The 21767-nt window shown below is 53.7% G+C and carries 22 protein-coding genes; 14 read left to right on the top strand and 8 right to left on the bottom strand.

Annotated features, from left to right (window positions below):
• The first annotated feature begins 14 nt into the window (after positions 1–14).
• A complete protein-coding gene (locus I2123_RS23430) occupies positions 15–953 on the top strand; it encodes a LysR family transcriptional regulator (RefSeq protein WP_213052613.1) in 939 nt (312 codons plus the stop codon).
• Positions 954–965: 12 nt separating this feature from the next.
• Here I2123_RS23430 and exoX read toward each other — a convergent pair whose 3' ends face one another.
• Positions 966–1625 carry an exodeoxyribonuclease X gene (gene exoX, locus I2123_RS23425; RefSeq protein ID WP_112163953.1) on the bottom strand — a complete coding sequence of 220 codons (660 nt, stop codon included), beginning with the start codon at positions 1623–1625 and terminating at the stop codon, positions 966–968.
• A 426-nt stretch (positions 1626–2051) separates the two neighbouring features.
• On the opposite strand from exoX, the gene I2123_RS23420 reads away from it, so the two are divergent.
• The 6 genes from I2123_RS23420 to I2123_RS23395 are packed head-to-tail and all read left to right on the top strand — an operon-like array spanning position 2052 to position 8481.
• Positions 2052–3206, top strand: coding sequence for a mandelate racemase family protein (locus I2123_RS23420; RefSeq protein WP_213052612.1), 1155 nt, complete (start codon positions 2052–2054; stop codon positions 3204–3206).
• A 52-nt stretch (positions 3207–3258) separates the two neighbouring features.
• Positions 3259–4905: an ABC transporter substrate-binding protein gene (locus tag I2123_RS23415; protein WP_112163954.1), complete on the top strand. Its 1647-nt coding sequence runs from the start codon at positions 3259–3261 to the stop codon at positions 4903–4905.
• A complete protein-coding gene (locus I2123_RS23410; protein ID WP_112163955.1) occupies positions 4902–5945 on the top strand; it encodes an ABC transporter permease in 1044 nt (347 codons plus the stop codon). Before I2123_RS23415 ends, I2123_RS23410 begins: the two co-directional genes overlap by 4 nt.
• Entirely contained in the window at positions 5942–6847 is a 906-nt protein-coding gene (locus I2123_RS23405) for an ABC transporter permease (protein ID WP_112163956.1), read from the top strand. Before I2123_RS23410 ends, I2123_RS23405 begins: the two co-directional genes overlap by 4 nt.
• Positions 6819–7685 (top strand): ABC transporter ATP-binding protein, encoded by an 867-nt coding sequence (locus tag I2123_RS23400; protein WP_112164077.1) that lies wholly within the window; start codon positions 6819–6821, stop codon positions 7683–7685. The genes I2123_RS23405 and I2123_RS23400 overlap by 29 nt, the downstream gene beginning before the upstream one ends.
• Positions 7686–7710: 25 nt before the next feature.
• Positions 7711–8481: an ABC transporter ATP-binding protein gene (locus I2123_RS23395; RefSeq protein ID WP_213052934.1), complete on the top strand. Its 771-nt coding sequence runs from the start codon at positions 7711–7713 to the stop codon at positions 8479–8481.
• Positions 8482–8547: 66 nt separating this feature from the next.
• On the opposite strand, the gene I2123_RS23390 is transcribed toward I2123_RS23395, so the two are convergent.
• From I2123_RS23390 to I2123_RS23365, 6 genes are all read right to left on the bottom strand, one after another.
• Positions 8548–9027 (bottom strand): HTH domain-containing protein, encoded by a 480-nt coding sequence (locus I2123_RS23390; protein WP_112163957.1) that lies wholly within the window; start codon positions 9025–9027, stop codon positions 8548–8550.
• 162 nt (positions 9028–9189) lie between these two features.
• Complete coding sequence (locus tag I2123_RS23385) at positions 9190–10146, bottom strand: HpcH/HpaI aldolase/citrate lyase family protein (protein WP_112163958.1); 957 nt, start codon at positions 10144–10146, stop codon at positions 9190–9192.
• Positions 10146–11225, bottom strand: coding sequence for a cysteine protease StiP family protein (locus I2123_RS23380; RefSeq protein WP_213052611.1), 1080 nt, complete (start codon positions 11223–11225; stop codon positions 10146–10148). The genes I2123_RS23385 and I2123_RS23380 overlap by 1 nt, the downstream gene beginning before the upstream one ends.
• A gap of 1 nt (position 11226) precedes the next feature.
• Entirely contained in the window at positions 11227–12021 is a 795-nt protein-coding gene (locus I2123_RS23375) for an HAD family hydrolase (RefSeq protein ID WP_112163960.1), read from the bottom strand.
• Positions 12021–13166, bottom strand: coding sequence for a phosphoribosyltransferase domain-containing protein (locus I2123_RS23370; RefSeq protein ID WP_213052610.1), 1146 nt, complete (start codon positions 13164–13166; stop codon positions 12021–12023). The genes I2123_RS23375 and I2123_RS23370 overlap by 1 nt, the downstream gene beginning before the upstream one ends.
• Positions 13163–14251 (bottom strand): ATP-grasp domain-containing protein, encoded by a 1089-nt coding sequence (locus I2123_RS23365; protein WP_213052609.1) that lies wholly within the window; start codon positions 14249–14251, stop codon positions 13163–13165. The genes I2123_RS23370 and I2123_RS23365 overlap by 4 nt, the downstream gene beginning before the upstream one ends.
• Before the next feature lie 322 nt (positions 14252–14573).
• Here I2123_RS23365 and I2123_RS23360 point away from each other — a divergent pair, with 322 nt between their 5' ends.
• The 7 genes from I2123_RS23360 to I2123_RS23330 all read left to right on the top strand — a co-directional run bounded on the left by I2123_RS23360 (position 14574) and on the right by I2123_RS23330 (position 20542).
• Positions 14574–15164: a TerD family protein gene (locus tag I2123_RS23360; protein WP_112163963.1), complete on the top strand. Its 591-nt coding sequence runs from the start codon at positions 14574–14576 to the stop codon at positions 15162–15164.
• Entirely contained in the window at positions 15164–16330 is a 1167-nt protein-coding gene (locus I2123_RS23355; RefSeq protein WP_213052608.1) for a TerD family protein, read from the top strand. The genes I2123_RS23360 and I2123_RS23355 overlap by 1 nt, the downstream gene beginning before the upstream one ends.
• A gap of 43 nt (positions 16331–16373) precedes the next feature.
• Positions 16374–16829 (top strand): tellurite resistance TerB family protein, encoded by a 456-nt coding sequence (locus I2123_RS23350; protein ID WP_056779881.1) that lies wholly within the window; start codon positions 16374–16376, stop codon positions 16827–16829.
• Between the two features lie 28 nt (positions 16830–16857).
• On the top strand, positions 16858–17901 hold the full coding sequence (locus tag I2123_RS23345; RefSeq protein WP_213052607.1) for a TerC/Alx family metal homeostasis membrane protein: 1044 nt from the start codon (positions 16858–16860) through the stop codon (positions 17899–17901).
• Between the two features lie 50 nt (positions 17902–17951).
• A complete protein-coding gene (locus I2123_RS23340; RefSeq protein WP_112163966.1) occupies positions 17952–18530 on the top strand; it encodes a TerD family protein in 579 nt (192 codons plus the stop codon).
• Positions 18531–18609: 79 nt separating this feature from the next.
• Positions 18610–19185 (top strand): TerD family protein, encoded by a 576-nt coding sequence (locus I2123_RS23335; protein ID WP_112163967.1) that lies wholly within the window; start codon positions 18610–18612, stop codon positions 19183–19185.
• 109 nt (positions 19186–19294) lie between these two features.
• Positions 19295–20542, top strand: coding sequence for a VWA domain-containing protein (locus tag I2123_RS23330; protein ID WP_213052606.1), 1248 nt, complete (start codon positions 19295–19297; stop codon positions 20540–20542).
• 254 nt (positions 20543–20796) lie between these two features.
• Here I2123_RS23330 and I2123_RS23325 read toward each other — a convergent pair whose 3' ends face one another.
• On the bottom strand, positions 20797–21468 hold the full coding sequence (locus I2123_RS23325; protein WP_213052605.1) for an oligogalacturonate-specific porin KdgM family protein: 672 nt from the start codon (positions 21466–21468) through the stop codon (positions 20797–20799).
• Between the last annotated feature and the right edge of the window lie 299 nt (positions 21469–21767).

Genomic DNA, 21767 nt, shown 5'->3' with positions numbered 1-21767 from the left:
AGTTATCATGAGGCATGACTGAACCCGATTTGAACTTACTCATCGCGCTGGACGTGCTTCTTGCTGAAGGAAGTGTGGCGGGCGCTGCCCGTCGTTTAGGCTTGAGCGCCTCTGCCATGAGCCGGACATTGAGCCGTTTGCGCACGACGACCGGTGATCCGCTTCTGGTGCGGGCAGGGCGTCAGATGGTATTGACGCCTTACGCCGAAGAGATCCGTGAGCGCACACAAAACGCCGCGCACGAAGCGCGCGCGTTGCTTCGCCCTTCGGCATCGGTACTCAATTTACCGATGCTTGACCGCACCTTTATCCTGCGTTCTAACGACGGTTTTGTGCTGGCATTTGGCGCAACGCTTATCGCCGAAGTGGCGGCGGTGGCGCCGCGGGTCTGTCTGCGTTTTGCACCGAAGCCGGAAAAAAGCTCCACGCATCTGCGGGAAGGGCGGGTTGATCTTGAGATAGGCGTGCTGAGTAATATGGGGCCGGAAATCCGTATTCAGACACTGTTCCGTGACCGCTTTGTCGGGGTGGTCAGAAAAGGCCATCCGCTTGAACTCAAGGGCGAGATTACCGCTGCCGACTATGCCGCGTGCGGTCATGTGGTGGTGTCGCGTCGCGATGGTATTCGCGGGCCGGTGGATGATGCGCTGGCTGAATACGGCTTAGAACGTAAAATCTCCACCGTCGTGCCCGGTTTCTCCGCCGCACTGGCGATCGCCCAGGCGTCGGATCTGGTGGCGCTGGTTCCGGCTTCTTTCCTCATCAGCCAGCCGGTAATCGAAAGAAATGGCGCGCAGCCTGCGCTGTGGATTTTTGATCTGCCGGTTAAAACCCGCGAAATCACCATCTCGCAGATGTGGCACCCGCGCTCCGAAGTGGATCCGGCGCACCGCTGGTTGCGGCAGCTGGTGCTGAAAGTATGCCGGCAGAAGGTAGCGGATCAGGCGAGTTAATAATCAACGCTATCAGACGTCAAGGTAATGCTTGAGCGTCATCCGCAAGTCTGGCGTTAACTCTTTGATATTATTCAACATCCAGCGTAAGTACATCGGATCGTCTTGTGCAATTTCCTCAATCTTCTTACCCCGGTATTTACCAAACATCATGGTAGTGACCAGTGCGGGACGCCCGGTAATGCCGACCATTTCTTCCGGCGTCCAGTCTGATTCCTCCATGATGCGGATCAGTAGCGCAGCGGTGATGTAACAGTCAAACAGCGCGCGGTGATGATGCAGTTCCGCGGGGGTTTTCACATCGAGTTTGAGGGATTTGTATAACGCCATGTTGCTGTATTTGATCCCCGGCCACAGGCGGCGTGCCAGTTTGACGGTGCAAATCCAGTCACCCGGCATTTCCGGCAGCATCCGCTGGTCAAAACTGGCGTTGTGAGCAACATAATAAGGGCTGCCGTGGTAACGGGGGATCACCTCTTCAATCCACGGTTTGTCGGCTACCATGGCCTCAGTGATTTTGTGGATCGCCATCGCCTGATGGCTGATAGGGCGATCGGGGCGCACCAGATTGCTCATCGGGTTGACGATTTGTCCATCCACGACATCGACCGAGGCCACTTCAACAACGCCACCCTGCAATCCACAGGTTTCCGTATCAATTACTCGCAACATTTTCCACTCCAGAAGTCACCGGGCGCATGCCAGACCATTGGGCCGATCCTAAGTTATCTTGCCGGTGAGTTCAATCCGGGGGATCCCGGCGCTATTGCGGGGAACATTTCCTTTATCCGTCAACGATATCGTGGGGATATCCCCACACAATCACTCCGCCTATTTCCTGTACAGATCACACTTCGCCCTGCTTTCGTGAAAATGCTCACATTCCCCCGTGCAGATGCCCAAACATACGACGAAATTTTCGGCTTTTAGCCGTGGAAATGTGCAAATAAAGTGGCTAACTTCAATAATGAAACGCTATTTTATTAATGTTGGATTGCGGTTTTAACGAAGTGTGAGTGCGCTCACAAAGCTGACGGAACCCGTAATCCCGGAGCGCCCTGACGGGCAGTCACTCTCTCAGTAATGGCAGGTATCGCTGTGAAAATAAGTTCTGTTGAAGTTTCTGTTTTTACTTATCCGACGCGTCGTGTCTCAGACAGCGCGGGTCATTCACATCCGGGTGAAGAAAGTCTGGCAAAAATGGCGATGTTGACCATTTCCACCGATGAAGGCGATTGCGGTTATTCGTTCGCGCCGCCGGAAGTCGTGCGTCCGCACGTGGTCAATGCCTTCTTTACAAAAGTGCTGATTGGTCAGAATCCGTTCGACCGCGAACGTCTTTGGCAGGATCTGGTTCACTGGCAGCGCGGCAGTGCGCACCAACTGACCGAGCGCGCGCTGTCGTTCGTCGAGCAGGCGCTGTGGGATTTAATTGGCCGCAAACTGAATATGCCGGTGCATAAACTGCTGGGCGGATTCCGCGAAAAAGTGCCGGCCTATGGCAGCACCATGTGCGGCGATGAGCTGAAAGGCGGGCTGTCGACGCCAGACGAGTTTGGGCAGTTTGCCGAAAAGCTGGTAGCGCGCGGCTATCAGGCGATCAAGCTGCACACCTGGATGCCTCCGGTGGCATTCGCGCCGGACCCGAAAATGGACATCAAAGCCTGCGCCGCCGTGCGTGAAGCGGTCGGGCCGGATATCGAACTGATGCTCGACGGCTATCACTGGTACAGCCGCAGTCAGGCGCTGACCATCGGTAAGGCGCTGGAAAAACTCAACTTCGCGTGGTTCGAGGAGCCGATGGAAGAAGAGAGCATGGCGTCCTACGCGTGGCTGGCGGAAAACCTGTCGATCGACGTTATCGGACCGGAAAGCCTGGGCGGAAAACATCACAGCCGTGCCGACTGGGTGAAAGCCGGAGCCTGCGACATTTTACGCGCTGGCGCAAACGGCGTCGGCGGGATCTCGCCGTGCATGAAAGTCGCCAGTCTGGCGGAAGCGTTTGGCATGGACTGCGAAGTTCACGGCAACGGCGCGGCAAGTTTGGCGGTGGTCGGCGCAATCCGCAACTGTCGCTGGTACGAACGCGGCCTGCTGCACCCCTTCCTTGAATACGACGAACCTGCTGCTTATCTCAACAGCATCGTTGACCCGATGGATGAGCAGGGTTTTGTACATCTTTCGAATCGCCCCGGCCTCGGAGAGGACATCAATTTTGAGTACATAGAAACCCATACCGTCAGCCGAGACTGACCTGCGGGCAGAAAAAAATAATAAACCTCTGACTCTACCCGGAAGGTAAATCATGAACACAGGCACACCCCTCGGGGCGTGGATCCTCGCGCTCCTGCTCACGGTGAGCGGCGGGGCGGTACAGGCGAAAACGCCCCCCGACCAGCTGCTTATCGGCATGAACATGAACAACCTGCTGACGCTCGATCCGGCCGCCATGACCGGCAATGACATCGTCGGCATTGTGGTGAATCTCTATGACCCGCTGATTGAACTGGATCCTCAGGAGCTGACCAACGTCCGTCCGGCGCTGGCGACCTCCTGGGAGGTCAACGATGCCCGGGATCTGATCACATTTCATCTGCGCGACGGCGTGAAATTCCACTCCGGAAATCCGGTCACGGCAGAAGATCTGGTGTGGTCGATGCGCCGCATCCTTCATCTGAATCTGGCGCAGGCATCGGTATGGAAATCTTACGGCTTCACCAAAAAGAATGTCGATGAGATGGTGCGCACGCCGTCGCCGGGTATTGTCGAAATTCAGCTTCCCAAACCCAATGACCCGAAACTGGTGATTTACTCGCTGGCCGCGCTGGGCAGTGTGGTGGCGCTGGACAGTAAAACCGTCAAGGCGCATGAAGTGAATGGCGACTGGGGCAACCGCTGGCTGACGACCAACGAAGCCGGTTCGGGGCCGTTTCGCCTCGACAGCTGGCAGGCAAAAGACGTGCTGAACATGAGCCGCAATCCGCAGTACTGGCGCGGTGAGCCGCGTCTTACCCGCGTAGTGTTCCGTCATTTTCAGGAATCCCAAACTCTGCGCCTGATGATCGAAAAGGGTGATCTGGACATTGCCAATAACATGGCGGTTTCCGACGTCACCGCGTTAAGCCACGATCCGGCGATGACCGTCGACACGGTGAAAAAAGGCACCATTTATTACGTGGCGATGAGCATGAAGGAACCGCACTTTGCCAACCCGAAAGTGCGCGAGGCGGTACGCTATCTGATTGATTATCAGGGTATCGGCAAAGCGCTGATGACCGGTTACGGCATTGTGCATCAGCGTCCGATTCAGGTCGGGATGCCCGCGACGTTGCCGGACCCGGGCTACAGGCTGGATATCCCACGCGCCAAAGCCTTGCTGGCAGAAGCCGGTTACCCGGACGGTTTTGACACCACGTTGCGGGTACTGGCCGATCAGCCCTTCCTCAACATTGCCATTGCCGTCCAGTCCACGCTGATGCAGGCGGGCATTCGCGCAAAAATCGTTACCGGCACCGGGAACCAGATTTACGGCGCAATGCGCGAACGAAAATTCGACATGCTGGTCGGGCGTGGCGGCAGTGGTGTGGAACCCCATCCGCACTCCAGCCTGCGGGCGCTGGTCTATAACCCTGACAACAATGACGCCGCGCGCCTGACCAATTTCCAGGGCTGGCGCACCGGATTTTACGATAAACAGCTGAATACGGATATCGATCAGGCGCTGCTCGAACGCGATCCGGAAAAGCAAAAGCAAGATTACTTCGCGATTCAGGAGCGCTACGACGCGCTGATCCCGGCGCTGGTGCCGCTGTCACAGATGGTCGATTCCATCGTGGTGCGTAAGGACGTCAAAAATTATCTGCCGCACCCTTCCGCTACCACTTTCCTGCGTGACGTTTATAAAGATGAAAGTCAGGCAACTGCTCCTTCAGCCGGAGGTAAAGGGTTATGACCACGCAAACGCAAACCTGGCGGTCGGGTATTCCGGCAGGTCGGATCGGCAAACGGCTGGTGCAGGTGGCAGTGACGTTGTTCGGCCTGCTGCTGCTGACGTTTTTCATCGGTCGCGTCATGCCGGTTGATCCGGTACTGGCGATTGTCGGGCCGGATGCCGACCACAGCACCTATCAGCAGGTCTATCACCAGCTGGGCTTCGACAAACCGCTGTGGACGCAGTTTGGCATCTATCTGTCCGGGCTGGCGCACGGTGATTTCGGCAATGCGCTGCTGACCGGTAAACCGGTAACGCAGGACATTCTGCGCGTCTTTCCGGCGACAATGGAGCTGGCGACGCTGGCGATCATTCTCGGCGCGGGCGTCGGCATTCCGCTTGGCGTACTGGCTGCGGCGAAACGTAACAGCGTCGCGGATTATGTGGTGCGCATCATCAGTCTGGCCGGTTATTCCACGCCGATTTTCTGGGTCGGGATGATGGGACTTTTGGTCTTTTACGCCTGGCTCGGATGGGTGGGTGGCGCGGGGCGTCTGGATTTCAGCCTCGACGGACAGGTGACGCGTCACAGCGGTTTTATGCTGATTGATTCGCTGATCGCCGGTAACTGGGAGGTGTTTCGCAACGCACTCAATCACCTGATCCTGCCTGCCTCCTTGCTCGGTTTTCATTCGCTGGCTTACATCAGCCGCATGACCCGCAGCTTTATGCTGGCTCAGCTCTCGCAGGAATTTATTATTACCGCCCGCGTCAAAGGGCTGAGTGAATGGGATGTGCTGTGGAATCATGCGTTTCGCAACATCCTGGTTCAGTTGCTGACCGTGGTCGCGCTGGCCTACGGTTCGCTGCTCGAAGGTGCGGTATTGATTGAAACCGTCTTCTCATGGCCGGGCTTCGGTTCGTATCTCACCAGCAGCCTGATGCTGGGCGACATGAATGCAGTAATGGGCTGCGTGCTGGTGGTCGGCATGATTTTCGTGGTGCTGAATTTGCTCTCTGATCTGCTGTATCAGGTCTTTGACCCGAGGACAAAAGTATGACGATTTCCCTCGATTCTGTGACGCTCAGCGCGGGCGATGAAAAACGTCAGCGCGTGAAACGGGCGTTTGGCCGTATCGCACATTTTCTGTGGCAGATGGCGTGCAATCCGCTGACTGCCATCGGTGGTGCGATTGTGCTGGTGCTGATGATTGTGGCGCTGTTTGCGCCTTGGATCGCACCGTTCCATCCACTGGTGCAGGATTTAAACAATGCGCTCAGCCCGCCGTCGGCGGCGCACTGGTTCGGCACCGACGAGTTTGGTCGCGACATTTTCAGCCGTCTGGTGTACGGCTCGCGGATCACGCTTTACATCGTGCTGCTGGTGTCCGTGACCGTGGGTCCGCTTGGTTTGCTGCTCGGCGTCACTGCCGGTTATTTCGGCGGCAAAATCGACATGGTGCTGATGCGCGTGACGGATATTTTCATTTCTTTCCCGAGTCTGGTGCTGGCGCTGGCGTTTGTCGCCGCCCTCGGTCCGGGGCTGGAGCACGTGGTAATCGCCATTACACTCACCGCGTGGCCACCGATTGCACGTCTGGCGCGAGCCGAAACCCTCTCGCTGCGTCAGGCCGATTTCATCTCGGCGGTACGTTTGCAGGGCGCCTCTCCGCTGCGTGTGCTGTGGCGTCACATTGTGCCGCTGTGCCTGCCGTCGGTCATCATCCGAATCACCATGAATATGGCGGGCATTATTCTGACTGCCGCCGGTCTTGGCTTCCTTGGCCTTGGTGCGCAGCCGCCGGATCCGGAATGGGGCGCGATGATTTCCAGTGGTCGTACCTACATGATGGAGTGCTGGTGGGTGGCAACGATCCCCGGTCTGGCGATCCTGATTAACAGCCTTGCGTTCAACTTTTTAGGAGATGGCCTGCGTGACATCCTCGATCCCCGAAATGACTGACGCTCCGGCGTTACTCGACGTGCGCGACCTGCACGTCAGCTTTGTGAATGGCCGACAGGTCACGCAGGCAGTGCGCGGCGTGTCCTTTCAGCTCGGGCGGGAAAAACTGGCGATTGTCGGTGAATCCGGTTCGGGAAAATCTACCGTCGGTCGCGCATTGCTTCAGTTGCATCCGGCAAAAGCAAAAATTACCGCCGAAAGAATGCAGTTCGGCGATGTGGATTTGCTGAATGCTACGCCGAAGCAGATGCGTCAGGTGCGCGGAAAACGCATCTCGATGATTATGCAGGATCCGAAATACTCACTGAATCCGGTGCTGTGCGTCGGCGACCAGATTGCCGAAGCCTGGCGTTCACACCACGCCTGCTCGTATCAGGATGCCAAACGTAAAGTGTTAAACATGCTCGATGTGGTCCGTATTCGCGAACCGGAACGCGTGTACGGCCTGTATCCGCACGAAATTTCTGGCGGGCAGGGGCAGCGCATCATGATCGCCATGATGCTTATTACCGACCCCGAAATGGTCATTGCCGACGAACCGACGTCGGCGCTCGACGTCTCCGTTCGTTTGCAGGTGCTGGCGCTGCTCGACGATCTGGTGAAAACGCGCGGTCTGGGGCTGATTTTTATCAGTCACGACATCAATCTGGTGCGCAGTTTCTGTGACCGCGTACTGGTGATGTACGCTGGCAGGGTAGTGGAGTCCATCGCTGCGACCGAACTGGATAATGCGCAGCACCCGTACACGCGTGGACTGCTGAATGCGTTGCCGGACATGGATAACCGCCGTTATCCGCTGCCGGTGATGCAACGTCAGGCCAGCTGGCTGACCGATTAAGGAGACTGAAATGTCAGTAAAAACCATGATCGACGTTCGCAATCTGAACCTCACGTTTGGTGAGGGGGCGAAAACCACACAGGTGCTGACGGACGTGAACATTGCCGTGCGCGAGGGGGAGATTTTCGGGCTGGTCGGTGAATCGGGCTCGGGCAAAACCACGGTGCTGAAATGTCTGGCGGGGTTGTTCACTCACTGGAAGGGCGAGCTGGAAATCGACGGGCAGCAACTCGAGCACAAAATTGGCCGGGACCGCTGCCGTCTGGTGCAAATGGTGTTTCAGGATCCTTACGGTTCGCTGCACCCGCGCCACACGATTGGCGATATTCTGGAAGAGCCGCTGCAAATTCACCGCATCGACCAGCGCGACCGGCGCATCAATTCTATTCTGGAGAAAGTCGGCCTGAACCGCGGTTTTCGCAGCCGTTATCCGCATCAGCTTTCCGGCGGTCAGCGGCAGCGCGTCGCTATCGCCCGCGCGTTGATCCTAAAACCGCGCGTCTTGCTGCTCGATGAACCGACCTCTGCGCTGGATGTTTCAGTGCAGGCGGAAATCCTCAATTTGTTGTTCGATCTTCAAAAAGAGGAAGGGCTGACGTATCTGATGGTGACGCACGATTTGGGCGTTATTGCCCATCTCTGCCAGCGCGTTGCGGTGATGAAGTTTGGAAAAATTCTCGAGACGCTGGAGACGGATGCGCTGCTTCGCGGCGATATTGCGCAGGATTACACTCGCGTGCTGGTAGACGCCAGCCGTGATTACAGTCGGGAAATGGCGGCGAAAGTGATGTTGTAAATATTGTCGATGAGGACTTTGCACCGTTCCGGTCAATGCTTTAGAACGGTGCAGAAAGCATTCGGGTTATTTTTGCAGCGTTGTCTGCGGCTGACGCAGCGCAGTCATTAAGTCAGACATGCAGCGATCAACCAGCATTTCAACGGCATCGCTGCGCGACGTGTCCACCAGCATTGCCAGACGGTCGATTTTGCGCAAAACGGACATACGCAACGAAAGCGATACCGGCTTCTTCTTTTCTTTATCCAGCGAGACGTGGCTGACGGTGTCGCTGCTTTTGTGATCATCGCTGGACTGTAGCGCCTGACTCATCTGGCGTAAGACCTTTTTATCCAGCGTGCCTTGTCCGGTCAGTTGATAAGAATGCGTGGCCTTACTGTACTTAATTTCAGCAGAATAAGTTTCGCGTATTTCCTTTAACGCCCTGGTCAGCGTGGGTTCGGAACAGCCAAGCTCGGTGATGATTCTTGTCGCCGACACCGGTTGGGTGTTACCGAGTAATTGCGCCAGTCGGAAAATACGTGCTTGTTTTGTGCTGAGTTGCATGGTTAGTCAGTGCCTGTCGTCGTTTAATGGGCGATGGTGCATGGAAAATTCGGGTTATCTTCATGTGTTTCCCTTCTTACTACCTTTCCATGGCGCCTGCAGGGCCGAAAATCCTAGCAGGGGTTTCCTCAACATCAGGTAAATCAACCTGTGAGAAAATGCTTAATTCAGGTGGTTGGCCGTGAAAAACCGGACGCCATCCTGTGTTTCTTCCTGCGCAATGCCGTAAATTTGCGCCTGTTCGAGCACGCGTGCTGCCCAGCGGCGATGGGTCGCAGGTTCGCACATCGCGCCCTGAGATTTAAAGACCGCCTGACTGGAGTTCAGAATGCGCAGCGCATCGGCGTGATCGGCAGACGTGACCATCAGCGCACGTTCGATTTTGGCGATCTGATTCGGATGGATAGCCGTTTTGCCTACCAGCCCGTGCGCCATATCCAGCGCCAGCTCTTTTTCCATCACGTCGTGATCGTCAATGTGCTCACACACCGGTGAGGTCAGCGCGAAATCACGCGAGCCAAACACCGCCACCAGCATTTTAATCACGTAACCCATCGGGCTGTCATAAAGCGTGAGATTGCGCGGGCGGCGCAGCGAAATCACGTTCATCAGATCGTTACCGCCAATACGCAGCGCGATAATACGAGAATGGCACGGATGCTCCAGCAGCGCCGTCGCGAGCTTGCGCATTTGCATCACGTCAAACACATCTTCGGTTTCCAGCGTCGGCATCATGCACAGGTGCGTGTCTTTCATGATGTCCCACCAGACCGGCAGCGATTCCAGCGTAAACTTCGGTAATACCAACCCGTCAGCAGGGGTGAGATCTTCCGTTTCGGTAAGGAATTTACCCATCTCGGGGTCACGCGGACGGATAAATACCAGCGGCCAGTCTGCACCCAGACCGGCGTCCTTCGCGGATTTCAGCGCGACCAGAATTTGTCGGAGATTTTGCAGCGCCGCAGGAACGTCGGCATCGCTGACCGCATCTTCCAGACAGATAACGATGGAACGCAGCCCGTCGATTTGATTGTTCAGAATGCTGCCCGCAATATCGTTACGGGTGGCGGGCATGTAAAGCGTAGCGCCCAGCCGGTAGGGAGATAGTCTCTTTGTCATCAGTGAACCTTTTTGATAATGGTGACGGCGCGGTACTGGCCGATGCGGTCACCGACTTCAGTGATGGTGATGTTTTTTTCACGTGCCAGATAGACCAGCAGCGCGACGTCCGGATCGTTGACGGATCGCACCAGAACGTGCTCCGGCACCCGGCGAAGCACGGCGCGCGTGGCCTCAGCGATGCCCGGCTTAATCCGGTTGATGCTCGAAATGTCGTATTCGGTCGCCAGCGAAGCAATCACCCGTTCGCTCTGCGTTTTCAGATGTACGTAATTTTCCGGTAACCATGGGCTGGCAGGAATGGCATCGAGATCCAACGCGTTACGGCAGTCGGCCACGGTATCGACCAGCAGGCGGCTGCACTCAAATTCACTCAGGTGATCGCACTTCACGCAGCCATGCAGCCCCACGGATGACCAAATCGAGCGGGAAATGAGCCCGGAAACCGGTGCGCCCATGATGCCAAACGGGATAAGCCAGTCGTCGTCACTGGCGGAAAGCCAGGACACGCCGCACGGGTCGGCCAGCACCACCAGACGCGGATCTTGCGGATAGCCGCTACGCGAGGCGAGCGAGCGGCGCAGTTCGCCGGTGATCGCCCCTTTGCCGGTCCAGCCATCGACAAATACGATGCCTTCGGTACCGTGTTGCGTTTCAATCCAGTCCATCGCTGTTTCGTCGATGCCACGATCGCGGATTATGCTCACGCCGTAATGGTGAGACTGTTTGCCCATCGCCCGCAGTGTTTGCTGCAACATCACGCCCAGCGGCACACCGGCGCGTACCAGACTGACCAGCACCACCGGCGTATCGCCAAAGCGGGCGGCCAGTGCTTTCGCCAGCATCACCACTTCTTTCGCCAGGCGAATCGCGCCCTGATCCAGCGCGCGGGAAAATAAGTCCAGATGCCACGCGGTCGGCTCGGGTTCCTGACTCAGCATCTCGGAATAGTGCTTTTCACCGGACTGAATCAGCTGTTCTTTTTGCTCAACCGGTGTCATTTCCATTTCTACCGGCGTTAAGAGAAAGTGTACGTCTTCTGGCAGGTACGAGCCGGAAAATGGCGTAAATGGCTGCATATTATTTCTCCCCGGCAGAGTGATGACTTTCTGCGAAAATTTTCTGATTAATTTCCTCAGCGAACTGACTCTGTTGTGGCATGCCAAACCAGTTACACAGTTTCATAAAGCGGTGATCGCTCAGGCTGTCGCCGAGCCCGATGACCGGGAACACGCCGCGTTCTGCCCGCAATTTTTTCAGCAGGAACTGCGTCGCCAGGCCTTTTTCGACCGGTGCTGGCAACCACGCAATGTTGTTGCTGTTGCGGTGAATGTAAAAACCTTCCGTAGAGAATGTGGCTTCGATCTCTTTCCCGATGGTATACAGCTCTTCGAGGCGGGTGCTGTCGGTGTGCTTCATCACCAGATACACCGGCGTGTCGCCATATTCGTAATTAATGCGCGCCCAGCCGCTGATATTGCGCTTAGCCATCAGTTCGGTGATGCCCTGTTGCATTGAGAGCAGGCGCTCGCGATACGCCGCCAGACTTTCCAGCATATGCGCTTTCCACTCTTCATCCGGCTCGCCCTGCGGGGTGAGGATCACCGCGCCGTGTGTGGCAATCGCCCATGAGCTGAACGGAATGGTCACGCGGCTGATTTCTTCTGTGCCGCGTGCGGTAACCGGAATAAAATCAGCATGTTCGAGCAGCCAGTCCACCAGCATGGATTGTTCTTCGGTCATGAAACTGCGCGCGGACATTGAACGATCCAGCGCGCCCGGACGGAACGGCTCCAGCGCCAGTTCATCGACCATCTTACGGCGCGTCTGAAACAGCGTATCGTCCAGATCGGAAAAAACGACCGGCTTATTCATTAATAGTCACCTTCATAAACCACTACCTCAACGGTATTCGCCACGCTTTTCAGGGCATCAAGCAGGGAGGCGTCGACGCTGTCGGCGGGCGTTTCCACGCACAGCAATATGCGGTCGAAGCGCTGATGCGCAACGTTGTACACAAAGTTTGGAATGCCAAGCCCGTAGTTGTCCGTAAAGGCAATGGCGGATTGAATGGCATAGCCGGTGGAAATCGGCGAACGTGTGGTGCAGCTGAACTTCACGTCAGCGCCAAGTTTTTCGAGGCGTTCTGCCAGCAGCAGTGGCTCCCAGACAAATTCACCCGAGCCTAAAACAAGCACTTTTTCGCCAGCGGCAGCGGTGATGGTTTTACCCAGGTCGCGCGCCGAAGCGTGCATGCCGAGACGTCCCCAGCTCTGTTTACCCGTGATCGCAACGCTGCCGGTTGCGGTGACGTTCACTGCGGGCATGACCGGAATCGGCGCATCCGGTTTGCTTTCCCAGTGCCAGTCGCCTTGCACCAGAGAAACCGGCGTCACCGGCAGAGGGCAATTGGCCTCAATCGCGTTGCCGCTCCAGTCGGTCAGCGTGACGGTCACCACGCGCTCAAGCTGCGAAAGCCCGGCGTCAGCACGCAAAGCTTCCAGCAGATTGATAAAGGTATTGCCGGTGGTGGCTTCGTCGTCGATCAGCACCAGACTTTTTGCATCCCGCACGCGGGCGCGAAGGACCGGATCCGCCGGGTGATAGAGCAGATGATCTGTCGCGTGGCTGTGATTTTCTTTAAATTCACACAGCAGATCGCCTGCCACCGGATGGCGGGTTGACGTCATATACACAGAATTTTTATAACGGCTTAAGGCTTCATCATAGACGCCAGCACCCAATCCTACCGCCGTTTCCGCCAGGCCGACAAACAACACAGGCTCGGGTAAATCCGACGGAATTTGCAGGGCGAGCTGACGATAGGCAGAGCGCATCACGGAGGGGGCGATCGGAATATGCCGCCCGAGCACTTTGCTGACGAATAAAAACGCGCGCTTAGGATTGCGGCGCTCGGCGATATCAAATAAAGCCTCCAGCGAATGCTGTCCGCCGGTCGGGGTGACGGTCAGCGTACCACCGGAAAGCTCACGGCGATAAACAGCGTTGGGGATAATCATGCGTTTCCTTGTCCTGAAGACAGGTTGTCGAGCGTGGTGTTATAAGGGATCACGTCTGTCATTGACCGTACTACGGCCTGTGAGAAATTCCCGGTTGCCGCGCTCATGGCCTGAGCTTCTGACATCAGACCGAGCTTACGGGCGGCAAAAAGGCCGGGAAGATTGACGCCGCTGTGGCGGGTATAACCGATGCCGCCGCTGGGGCGCATATTAATTTCCAGCAAGACCGGCTCCCCGTGATCGTTATTGCGGGTTTGCACATTCACCAGCCCGTCGGCCTGCATCACTTCGGCGCACATTTTGCCGAGTTCATATGCCGGGCCAGACTGTTCGAGATATTGCAGCGCCCCTTCTTTACGACGGGCGACGGCCGCGATGACTTTTCCGCGCTCCACCAGCATATCGACAGAGTATTCCGGACCGGGCAAATAAGGCATTAACACCAGCGGTTCAAAAGTTTCCATCTGTTCGACTGCATGCAGATACATATCCGGGCGCACTTTGCGGCTGTCCGGATGCGTAAAAGCCGCCATGTGGCTGACGTTGTCATCAAATCGCCAGAATCCCATGCCATAAATACCGACAACGGGTTTCACGCATAGCATGGTGGTGCCGGAAAGCGATTCAGCGCTGGTGTTGTTGGCAAGATGCGCCCGTAATTCCTCGGCTGACTCGATGCGGATCGAGGGCACAACCGGCAGGCCGTGTTGTTGCATGGCGCTGGCGAAATTCACTTTATCGTCGGCCAGTTCAAACATGGCGTTGCTGACCGCGCCGGTGGTGAGCGTGACGCCAGAGGCGACAATTTCGGCGCGATGCGTTTCAAACCACTGGCAGTTGCGGCCAGTATGAATGGCGTTCACGCCGTATTGAGCGACGGTTGAGGTAATAAATGCCAGACGGTCTTCGTCCTCTGGCGGCTCGATAAGTGCGATGTCGGCCAGAGAAAGAATTTCATTTCTGTGATGGCGATGAGAGGCAATGACGGTGACATCTTTATTTTCGAATTTAAAAAAGTCTTTGATGCCTAAAATAATGTCGCGCTGTGACGACAGACCTTCCATTAACCAAATTACGTGACTCATCGGTGTATATATTCCAGAAATGAAGTGGGGAAGAAGAATTCTCTGAGAGTCTATGTAGGGATTTTGAACATGTCAATCATAACATGATTCATATGGTTGTGCTGAGAATTTGTGGTTTTTCCTCAGAATATTGTTATCGGCTAACGTCAAAAAACGTAAATTATCCAAAAATAGATAAACTATATCAATGAGTTGAATTTTAATGGCAAATTAGGAGCAAATTGAGGCTTGTGCAACTACTTCGTCATGATATGATTTTTCAGTACATGGAATTCTGATTCAAAAAAAATAATGATTTAACCTATCTCTGAAGGAATATCTAATGGTTTCATTAAGCAAGAACCAAACTGTTTCACTCAGCAAACAAACGTCTTCGTTAAATCAACTGCAGTTCGGGTTGGGTTGGGATCCTTTAAAAAAGAAAAAAGGATTCCTGGGTGGTCTTTTAGGTGGCGGCGGTAACGATTCAATTGATTTAGACGCAGGATGCGTGCTGTTAGACCGCGCAGGCCAGACCATCGATACCATCTGGTTCCGCAAACTGAAATCAAGCTGCGGCTCCGTTGTCCATTTGGGCGACAACCTGACCGGTGAAGGCGATGGCGACGATGAAGTGATCACCGTTGACCTGACCCGCCTGCCTGCGCAGGTGGAATATCTGGCGTTCACCGTGAACAGCTTCCGCGGTCAGACTTTCAACGAAGTCGACAACGCATTTTGCCGCGTGGTGGATCAATCCCGTAAAGAACTCGCCCGTTATCAACTGACGGAGCAGGGCTCGCATACCGGCATTATTATTGCGTCGCTTTCGCGCAACAACGGCGAATGGGATTTCACCGCGCACGGTAAAGCATCCACCGGCCGCACCATTGATGACATGCATTCCGATATCGTGGCTACGGTGGTGCGCTAATGACTATGACGCCGGGAGGCAATGCCTCCATTCCTTCACAGGTTCTGACGGTGCGCGTGCTTTCTGGCGTCCCGGTCGATGCATCTTCCTTCAGACTTTATGCCACAGGCAAAGTGAAGGGCGATCCTGACATGGTGTTTTACGGCCAACCCGTCAATGACGATGCGTCCGTAAAACTTACCGGTGCAGGCACCGATACTGCGTTTACCGTGGACATTAATCGCCTGCGTCCTGACGTCGAAAAGCTCGCTTTCACGGCCACCTGCGACGGCAACATGACGCTTTCCGGCCTGAAACGTCTGACGATTCAGGTTGAGCACAACGGCAGCGTGCTGCTGACCGGCGATGTCGATGTTAACGGTCGTCAGGAAGCTGCGCTGATTTTGGGTGAAATCTACCGCCGCAATGCAGAATGGAAATTCCGCTTCATTGCGCAGGGATTTAACGGCGGCCTGAAACCGCTGGCCGAGCATTTTGGTGTGGATATTTCAGATGCACCCGCTCCGGCACCCGCACCCGCTCCAGCCCCGACGCCTGCGCCTGCTAAAATTAGCCTGAGCAAAGTGTCACTGACCAAAGAAAAACCGACCATCAGTCTGGCGAAGCGGGATAACTTTGGCGAAATCAAAATTAACCTCAACTGGAATCAGGAAAGCAACACCGGTTCCGGCGGGGGCATGTTCGGCGGTATGTTCAACAAATCCAAAGGCATTGACCTCGATTTAGGGGCATTTGTTGAATTGCAGGACGGCACCAAAGGCGTCATCCAGGCGCTCGGTAACACGTTTGGTCGCCTGAACGCCGAGCCTTTCGTTCAGTTGCAGGGCGATGATCGTACCGGTCAGGTTCGCGACGGCGAGTGGTTGCACATCAATGGCCGCGAGTGGAAGAAAATCCGCGAAGTCCTGATTTACGCGTTCATCTACGAAGGCGTGGCGAGCTGGGATAAAACCGACGGTGTGGTCACGATGCACATTCCTGAACAACCGCCGATTGAAACGCGCTTAACCGAAGGATCGAACCGCCACAATATGTGTGCGATCGCCCGTCTGGTAAACGAAAACGGGACGATCAAAGTAGAGCGTCTGAACCAGTTTTACAGCGGCCATAAGGATATGGATAACGCACTTGGCTGGGGCTTTCGCTGGTCAGCTGGCTCCAAATAGTAGCGTTACTCAACATAATTTTAATAATCCGAGGGCAGAAAAAATGAGTTTCTTCGACAAAGTGAAAGGCGCATTCAACAGTGGTCGTGACGAGCTGACCAAACAGGTTGGCCGTTTCAAAAACAAAAAATTCATGCAGGGTACGGTTGCCGTGTGCGCACGCATCGCCGTCTCCAGCAATGGCGTGAGCTCTGAAGAAAAGCAAAAGATGATCGGCTTCCTTCAGGCCTCTCCTGAACTGAAAGTTTTCGAAACCAAAGAAGTGATCGCGTTCTTTAATGAACTGGTGACCAGCTTCAGCTTCGATTACGAAATCGGTAAAGGCGAAACCATGAAATATATTCTGGCGCTGAAAAGCCAGCCAGAAGCCGCACAGCTGGCGGTTCGCGTCGGTATCGCCGTGGCGAAAAGCGACGGTGACTTCGATCAGGACGAACAAACTGCAGTCCGCGAAATTGCTCTGGCATTAGGTTTCACCCCGGCCGAATTCGGTCTTTAATTTTAACACTCTGGCTTAAGGGCTATTTATGGTATCCACGCATATCGGTTTCCCGGCTGAAACCGTCACGGTATTTGTTGTTCTGGCACTCGGTGCGATCTTCATCGACCTGTTCATGCATCGTCATGACAAGCCGATTTCGCTGAAAAGTGCTGCGCTCTGGACGGTCTTCTGGATCGTTGTGGCGATGGCATTTGCCGGTTTCCTCTATATTCATCACGGCTCTGAAGTGGCCAGCCTGTTTATCACCGGTTATGCGCTGGAGAAAGTCCTGTCGGTTGATAACCTGTTTGTCATGATGGCTATCTTCTCGTGGTTTGCCGTACCGGATAACCTGCGTCACCGCGTTCTTTACTGGGGCGTGATCGGGGCAATTGTCTTCCGCGGTATTTTTGTGGCCATCGGTGCGAGCCTGCTTACACTGGGTCCGTGGGTCGAGATTGTCTTTGCGGTCGTCGTATTGTGGACGGCAGTGATGATGCTCAAAAGCGGCGGGGATGATGACGAGATCGAAGATTATTCTCAGCACATCGCATATCGTATGGTGAAACGCTTCTTCCCCATCTGGCCAAAACTGAAAGGACACGCCTTCCTGTTAAGCCAGAAGGAAGTTGACGCGGAACTCGCGAAACCTGAGAACAAAGACATTAAAGTCGGCCGCGTAGGGAAAGCCGCGCTGTACGCAACACCGCTGATGCTATGTCTGGCCGTGGTGGAGTTGTCTGACGTCATGTTCGCATTTGACTCCGTTCCTGCGGTTATCGCCGTAAGCCGTGAACCGCTGATCGTTTACAGCGCCATGATGTTCGCCATCCTTGGTCTGCGTACGATGTACTTCGTACTGGAAGCGCTGAAACAGTACCTGGCGCACCTTGAGAAAGCGGTTATCGTGCTGCTGTTCTTCATCGGTGTGAAACTGGGTCTTAACGCAACTGACCATCTGTGGCATCACGGTTACAATATTTCTGCTAACGCAAGTCTGTTTGTTGTTCTGGGCGTGCTGGCTGTGGGTATCATCGTCAGCGTATTGTTCCCTGGAAAATCTGATGTAGAGGAAGGCAAGCAGGGCTAAGCCCTTGCCTTCCCGCTTGAAAATTAACGTTAACTATAGAGGCTATTATTATGGGCGTTTCACTCTCTAAAGGCGGTAATGTTTCTTTAAGCAAAGAAGCACCAACAATGAAAAATGTGCTGATCGGTTTGGGGTGGGATGCCCGCTCAACTGACGGCCAGGATTTCGACCTGGATGCTTCTGCCTTCCTGCTGACCAGCGCAGGTAAAGTGCGCGGTGACGCAGACTTCATCTTCTACAATAACCTGAAATCTACCGACGGTTCCGTCCTGCACACCGGCGACAACCGTACCGGTGAAGGCGATGGCGATGATGAAGCACTGAAAATCAAACTGGATCAGATCCCTGCTGAAGTCGATAAAATCGTCTTCGTGGTGACCATCCATGATGCGACAGTACGTCGTCAAAGTTTCGGCCAGGTTTCTGGCGCATTCATCCGTTTGGTGAATGACGACAACCACCAGGAAGTGGCGCGTTACGATCTGACCGAAGATGCCTCAACCGAAACAGCGATGCTGTTTGGTGAGCTGTATCGTCATAACACCGAGTGGAAATTCCGCGCGGTGGGTCAGGGTTATGCGGGCGGTTTGAGCTCTGTGTGTGCACAGTACGGCATCAACGCTTCGTAATTAAGCAAGTTTTATGCAACCCGGCAGGTGGCATTCTGCTACCTGCTGTAATGAACATAACGTATTACAGGAGTTTTAAATGGCAGTTTCTCTGATTAAAGGCGGCAACGTATCCTTAACTAAAGAAGCCCCAACCATGAATGTGGCCATGGTCGGTCTCGGCTGGGATGCACGCGTAACAGACGGCGCAGAGTTTGACCTCGACGCCTCAGTGTTCATGGTCGGTGATGATGGTAAAGTCATTTCTGATGCGAGCTTCATCTTCTTCAACAACAAAACCAGCACCTGCGGTTCCGTGACTCACATGGGTGACAACCGTACCGGCGCAGGTGACGGCGATGATGAACAGGTCAAAATCGATCTGTCCAAAATCCCAGCTGAAGTAAAAAAACTGGTCTTCGCCGTAACGATTTACGACGCAGAAGCACGTAAACAAAACTTCGGTATGGTCAGCAACAGCTTCATGCGTGTATTCAACAACGATAACGGCACCGAAATTGCCCGTTTCGACTTGTCTGAAGATGCGTCCACCGAAACGGCGATGGTGTTTGGTGAGTTGTATCGCAACAACTCAGAATGGAAATTCAAAGCCGTCGGTCAGGGCTTTGCTGGCGGCCTGTCCGCACTGGCATCTCAGCATGGCGTGAACATCTAAATCGCGCGTAAGTCTGACAGCCCCGCTGGTTAAACCGCGGGGCTTTTTTGTATTTATGAGGAATGCAGCCTGCGGGCACAGTTATTCTCAAATACACAGGATGGTCAAAATGGAATTGCAATCCGGACAAAACATTGCCCTGACACAGAACCTACTGCGCATCACCGTTTCTTATCCCAAGGCAGCAACTTTCGGCAGTGATGTCGATGCTTCCGCCTTCATGCTCACAGCACAAAACAAAGTCAGAGGAGATGACGATTTCATCTTCTTCAACCAGCCCGCCGCTCCAAATGGCAGCCTGAGTCTGACGACATCCGGAAAGCGCAGCCTGTTTTCTCTGGATCTGAGTAAGATCGATGCCGATATCACAAAGATTGCGATTACGCTGGTCATCGATGGCCCGGATTCCATTTCCGGTTTGCAGCAGATCCAGTTAAATTTCGAAGGCGTTGCCGTTTTCAATGTCCCGCTCGCCGATCGCAGCGAAAAAGCGCTCATCCTCGGCGAAGTGTATCGCCATAACAGCGGCTGGAAGTTAAGAGCGTCAGGACAAGGGTTCAATGGCGGTCTTGAGCCGCTGGCTGTCAACTTCGGTGTCGATGTTTCGTCTCCCTCGCCGGTTCCTGCGCCAGTCATCACTACGGTCAGCCTTGAAAAACGTATTCAGGAAAAAGCGCCGCGTCTCATCAGCTTGGCGAAAACGGCCACCGTCTGTTTGACCAAACACAATCTTCAGTCAGCCAGGGCGAAAGTGGTCTTTGTAGTGGGTGCCTCAGGTTCCCTGGCGGACGCATTCACGAACGGCAATGTTCAGGCGATGCTTGAACGCGCAGCTGTCTTGGCGATGCAGTTAGAGGGTGTGGATAATATGGAGATGTGGGGATTTGCGAATAAGCATCGTAAGTATCCGAATGTGACATTGGATAATCTTGAAGGATACGTGGCAGGCATCCGCAATTCTGACAGAATTGATGAGTCAGAAGTCTTACCTGGACTGGGATACAGTAATAATGAACCCCCTATACTCGAAGAGATTATCAAGACTTTTCAGCACAGTGATTTACCTGTCTACGTGGTGTTTATTACAGAAGGCAATATCAGCAGAACCCGTGCGATCAAGGATGCGATATCTCGCTCGTCTCATTATCCGATCTTCTGGAAGTTTGTCGGTCTCGGCGGCCGAGATTATGGAATACTCGCGGAGTTAGAGAGCCTTACTGATCGTCGTATCAATAACAGCCACTTCTTTGCTGTCGATGACTTCTCCACCCTGAGTGATGAACGGCTTTATGATCTGCTGTTGGAGGCGTTCAAAGACTGGACTCAGGCGGCGAAGCAGGAACGTATTTTGCGCTAAACGCTATGCGTCCGCAAAAGGGGGCTTTTGCATTAAAGGAAATTTTTTCTGGGGAACCAACATATTCTTGCCGCTTAGCCATTCAAACCCGCTTTCGCGGGTTTTGTGTTTTCAGTTTATTTTGTTTTAACTTTTCTCGATTATTCCACTGTTCTGGATGGAAAAAATTAAATAAGACTGAGTGGTGTTTATGATTGATTGCACTCATTTCCTTTGCGGTTATCAGCAGGCATAACAAATTCTTTTCAAGAAATTTAAAACGTATAACCTAACCCTACACGAAAACGCGTCTGACGCTCATCTGTGGTGCTTCGCACTGAAACATTTCCGACTTCCACAAAGGGCGACCACGCACCAATAAGATAAGCGGTTCTGAAGTTGTATTCATAATTATATTTGCTGTTGTTGTAGAGATCATACTTATCGGCTTTTTTATAGATCCCTTCCAGTGTCCAGTCGAAACTATTCCATTTATAGCCCGCCCAGACATCCATACGATTCACCGTATCATCATTGCGCGAGTCCGAAGAGCGGCGGGTGTACTCAAACCGGTAACGGGCGCCCAGCCACCATGACTGATTAATCGTCCAGGTCGTGCGTAAATAAGGTTTATAAGTGGAATAACCGCTCCCGGTTTCCAGTACAAATCCTGGCTGCCAGGCCACTGCGCCACGGTTAAACTGGTAATTGACCGTGTATTCATTTCCCTGAACCTCAAGGTCATTAAAGGCTTTATTGGTATCATCACCGCCTGATTTAGAAATCGCTTCGACAGCAAACCCGAAGCCGTTACTAAAGCGATTGGAGATATAAAAACGGTCATAATTTGCTTTACTGTCATCAAGATATTCATGGCGCACATCCATATAGACTGCATGCGCATTTGGACCTGCCAGAGATAATAAAACGAGAAGATATTTTTTCATGATAAATCCATTTTAATAATTATAAACAAAGGTTGATTAAATGGGCTGGGCACGAAAGTATCCTTATTGAAAAGGCGTTTCAATAATTTAATTTTGTTTTTATATAAAATTGAATGTTCGTCACAAGTGCACGAAATTTAAAAATATGAATGATAATATCAGGGTTTTATAAATATTATGAAAATGTGAAATAAGAAAGGGCAGTCTTCATTTGACTGCCACTTTATGAATAGAGTTGTCACTATTATAAAGGTATTTAAATAATAATTGAGGGCTGTAAGGAGAGACTCTTTGGGATA

Source organism: Rahnella inusitata (assembly GCF_018288855.1).
In the GTDB taxonomy this organism is placed as follows: domain Bacteria; phylum Pseudomonadota; class Gammaproteobacteria; order Enterobacterales; family Enterobacteriaceae; genus Rahnella; species Rahnella inusitata.
Note: the sequence above shows the minus strand (reverse complement) of the source record. Positions and strands in the feature narration are given on the sequence as shown.

What these genes read in the sequence shown, in the direction of transcription:
- I2123_RS23350 (WP_056779881.1), top strand. Translation starts at nt 16,374, where the DNA reads ATGAGTTTCTTCGACAAAGTGAAAGGCGCATTCAACAGTGGTCGTGAC.
- I2123_RS23415 (WP_112163954.1), top strand. Translation starts at nt 3,259, where the DNA reads ATGAACACAGGCACACCCCTCGGGGCGTGGATCCTCGCGCTCCTGCTC.
- I2123_RS23410 (WP_112163955.1), top strand. Translation starts at nt 4,902, where the DNA reads ATGACCACGCAAACGCAAACCTGGCGGTCGGGTATTCCGGCAGGTCGG.
- I2123_RS23375 (WP_112163960.1), bottom strand. Translation starts at nt 12,021, where the DNA reads ATGAATAAGCCGGTCGTTTTTTCCGATCTGGACGATACGCTGTTTCAG.
- I2123_RS23360 (WP_112163963.1), top strand. Translation starts at nt 14,574, where the DNA reads ATGGTTTCATTAAGCAAGAACCAAACTGTTTCACTCAGCAAACAAACG.
- exoX (WP_112163953.1), bottom strand. Translation starts at nt 1,625, where the DNA reads ATGTTGCGAGTAATTGATACGGAAACCTGTGGATTGCAGGGTGGCGTT.
- I2123_RS23325 (WP_213052605.1), bottom strand. Translation starts at nt 21,468, where the DNA reads ATGAAAAAATATCTTCTCGTTTTATTATCTCTGGCAGGTCCAAATGCG.
- I2123_RS23330 (WP_213052606.1), top strand. Translation starts at nt 19,295, where the DNA reads ATGGAATTGCAATCCGGACAAAACATTGCCCTGACACAGAACCTACTG.
- I2123_RS23430 (WP_213052613.1), top strand. Translation starts at nt 15, where the DNA reads ATGACTGAACCCGATTTGAACTTACTCATCGCGCTGGACGTGCTTCTT.
- I2123_RS23380 (WP_213052611.1), bottom strand. Translation starts at nt 11,225, where the DNA reads ATGCAGCCATTTACGCCATTTTCCGGCTCGTACCTGCCAGAAGACGTA.
- I2123_RS23385 (WP_112163958.1), bottom strand. Translation starts at nt 10,146, where the DNA reads ATGACAAAGAGACTATCTCCCTACCGGCTGGGCGCTACGCTTTACATG.
- I2123_RS23390 (WP_112163957.1), bottom strand. Translation starts at nt 9,027, where the DNA reads ATGCAACTCAGCACAAAACAAGCACGTATTTTCCGACTGGCGCAATTA.
- I2123_RS23345 (WP_213052607.1), top strand. Translation starts at nt 16,858, where the DNA reads ATGGTATCCACGCATATCGGTTTCCCGGCTGAAACCGTCACGGTATTT.
- I2123_RS23365 (WP_213052609.1), bottom strand. Translation starts at nt 14,251, where the DNA reads ATGAGTCACGTAATTTGGTTAATGGAAGGTCTGTCGTCACAGCGCGAC.
- I2123_RS23335 (WP_112163967.1), top strand. Translation starts at nt 18,610, where the DNA reads ATGGCAGTTTCTCTGATTAAAGGCGGCAACGTATCCTTAACTAAAGAA.
- I2123_RS23340 (WP_112163966.1), top strand. Translation starts at nt 17,952, where the DNA reads ATGGGCGTTTCACTCTCTAAAGGCGGTAATGTTTCTTTAAGCAAAGAA.
- I2123_RS23370 (WP_213052610.1), bottom strand. Translation starts at nt 13,166, where the DNA reads ATGATTATCCCCAACGCTGTTTATCGCCGTGAGCTTTCCGGTGGTACG.
- I2123_RS23405 (WP_112163956.1), top strand. Translation starts at nt 5,942, where the DNA reads ATGACGATTTCCCTCGATTCTGTGACGCTCAGCGCGGGCGATGAAAAA.
- I2123_RS23395 (WP_213052934.1), top strand. Translation starts at nt 7,711, where the DNA reads ATGATCGACGTTCGCAATCTGAACCTCACGTTTGGTGAGGGGGCGAAA.
- I2123_RS23355 (WP_213052608.1), top strand. Translation starts at nt 15,164, where the DNA reads ATGACTATGACGCCGGGAGGCAATGCCTCCATTCCTTCACAGGTTCTG.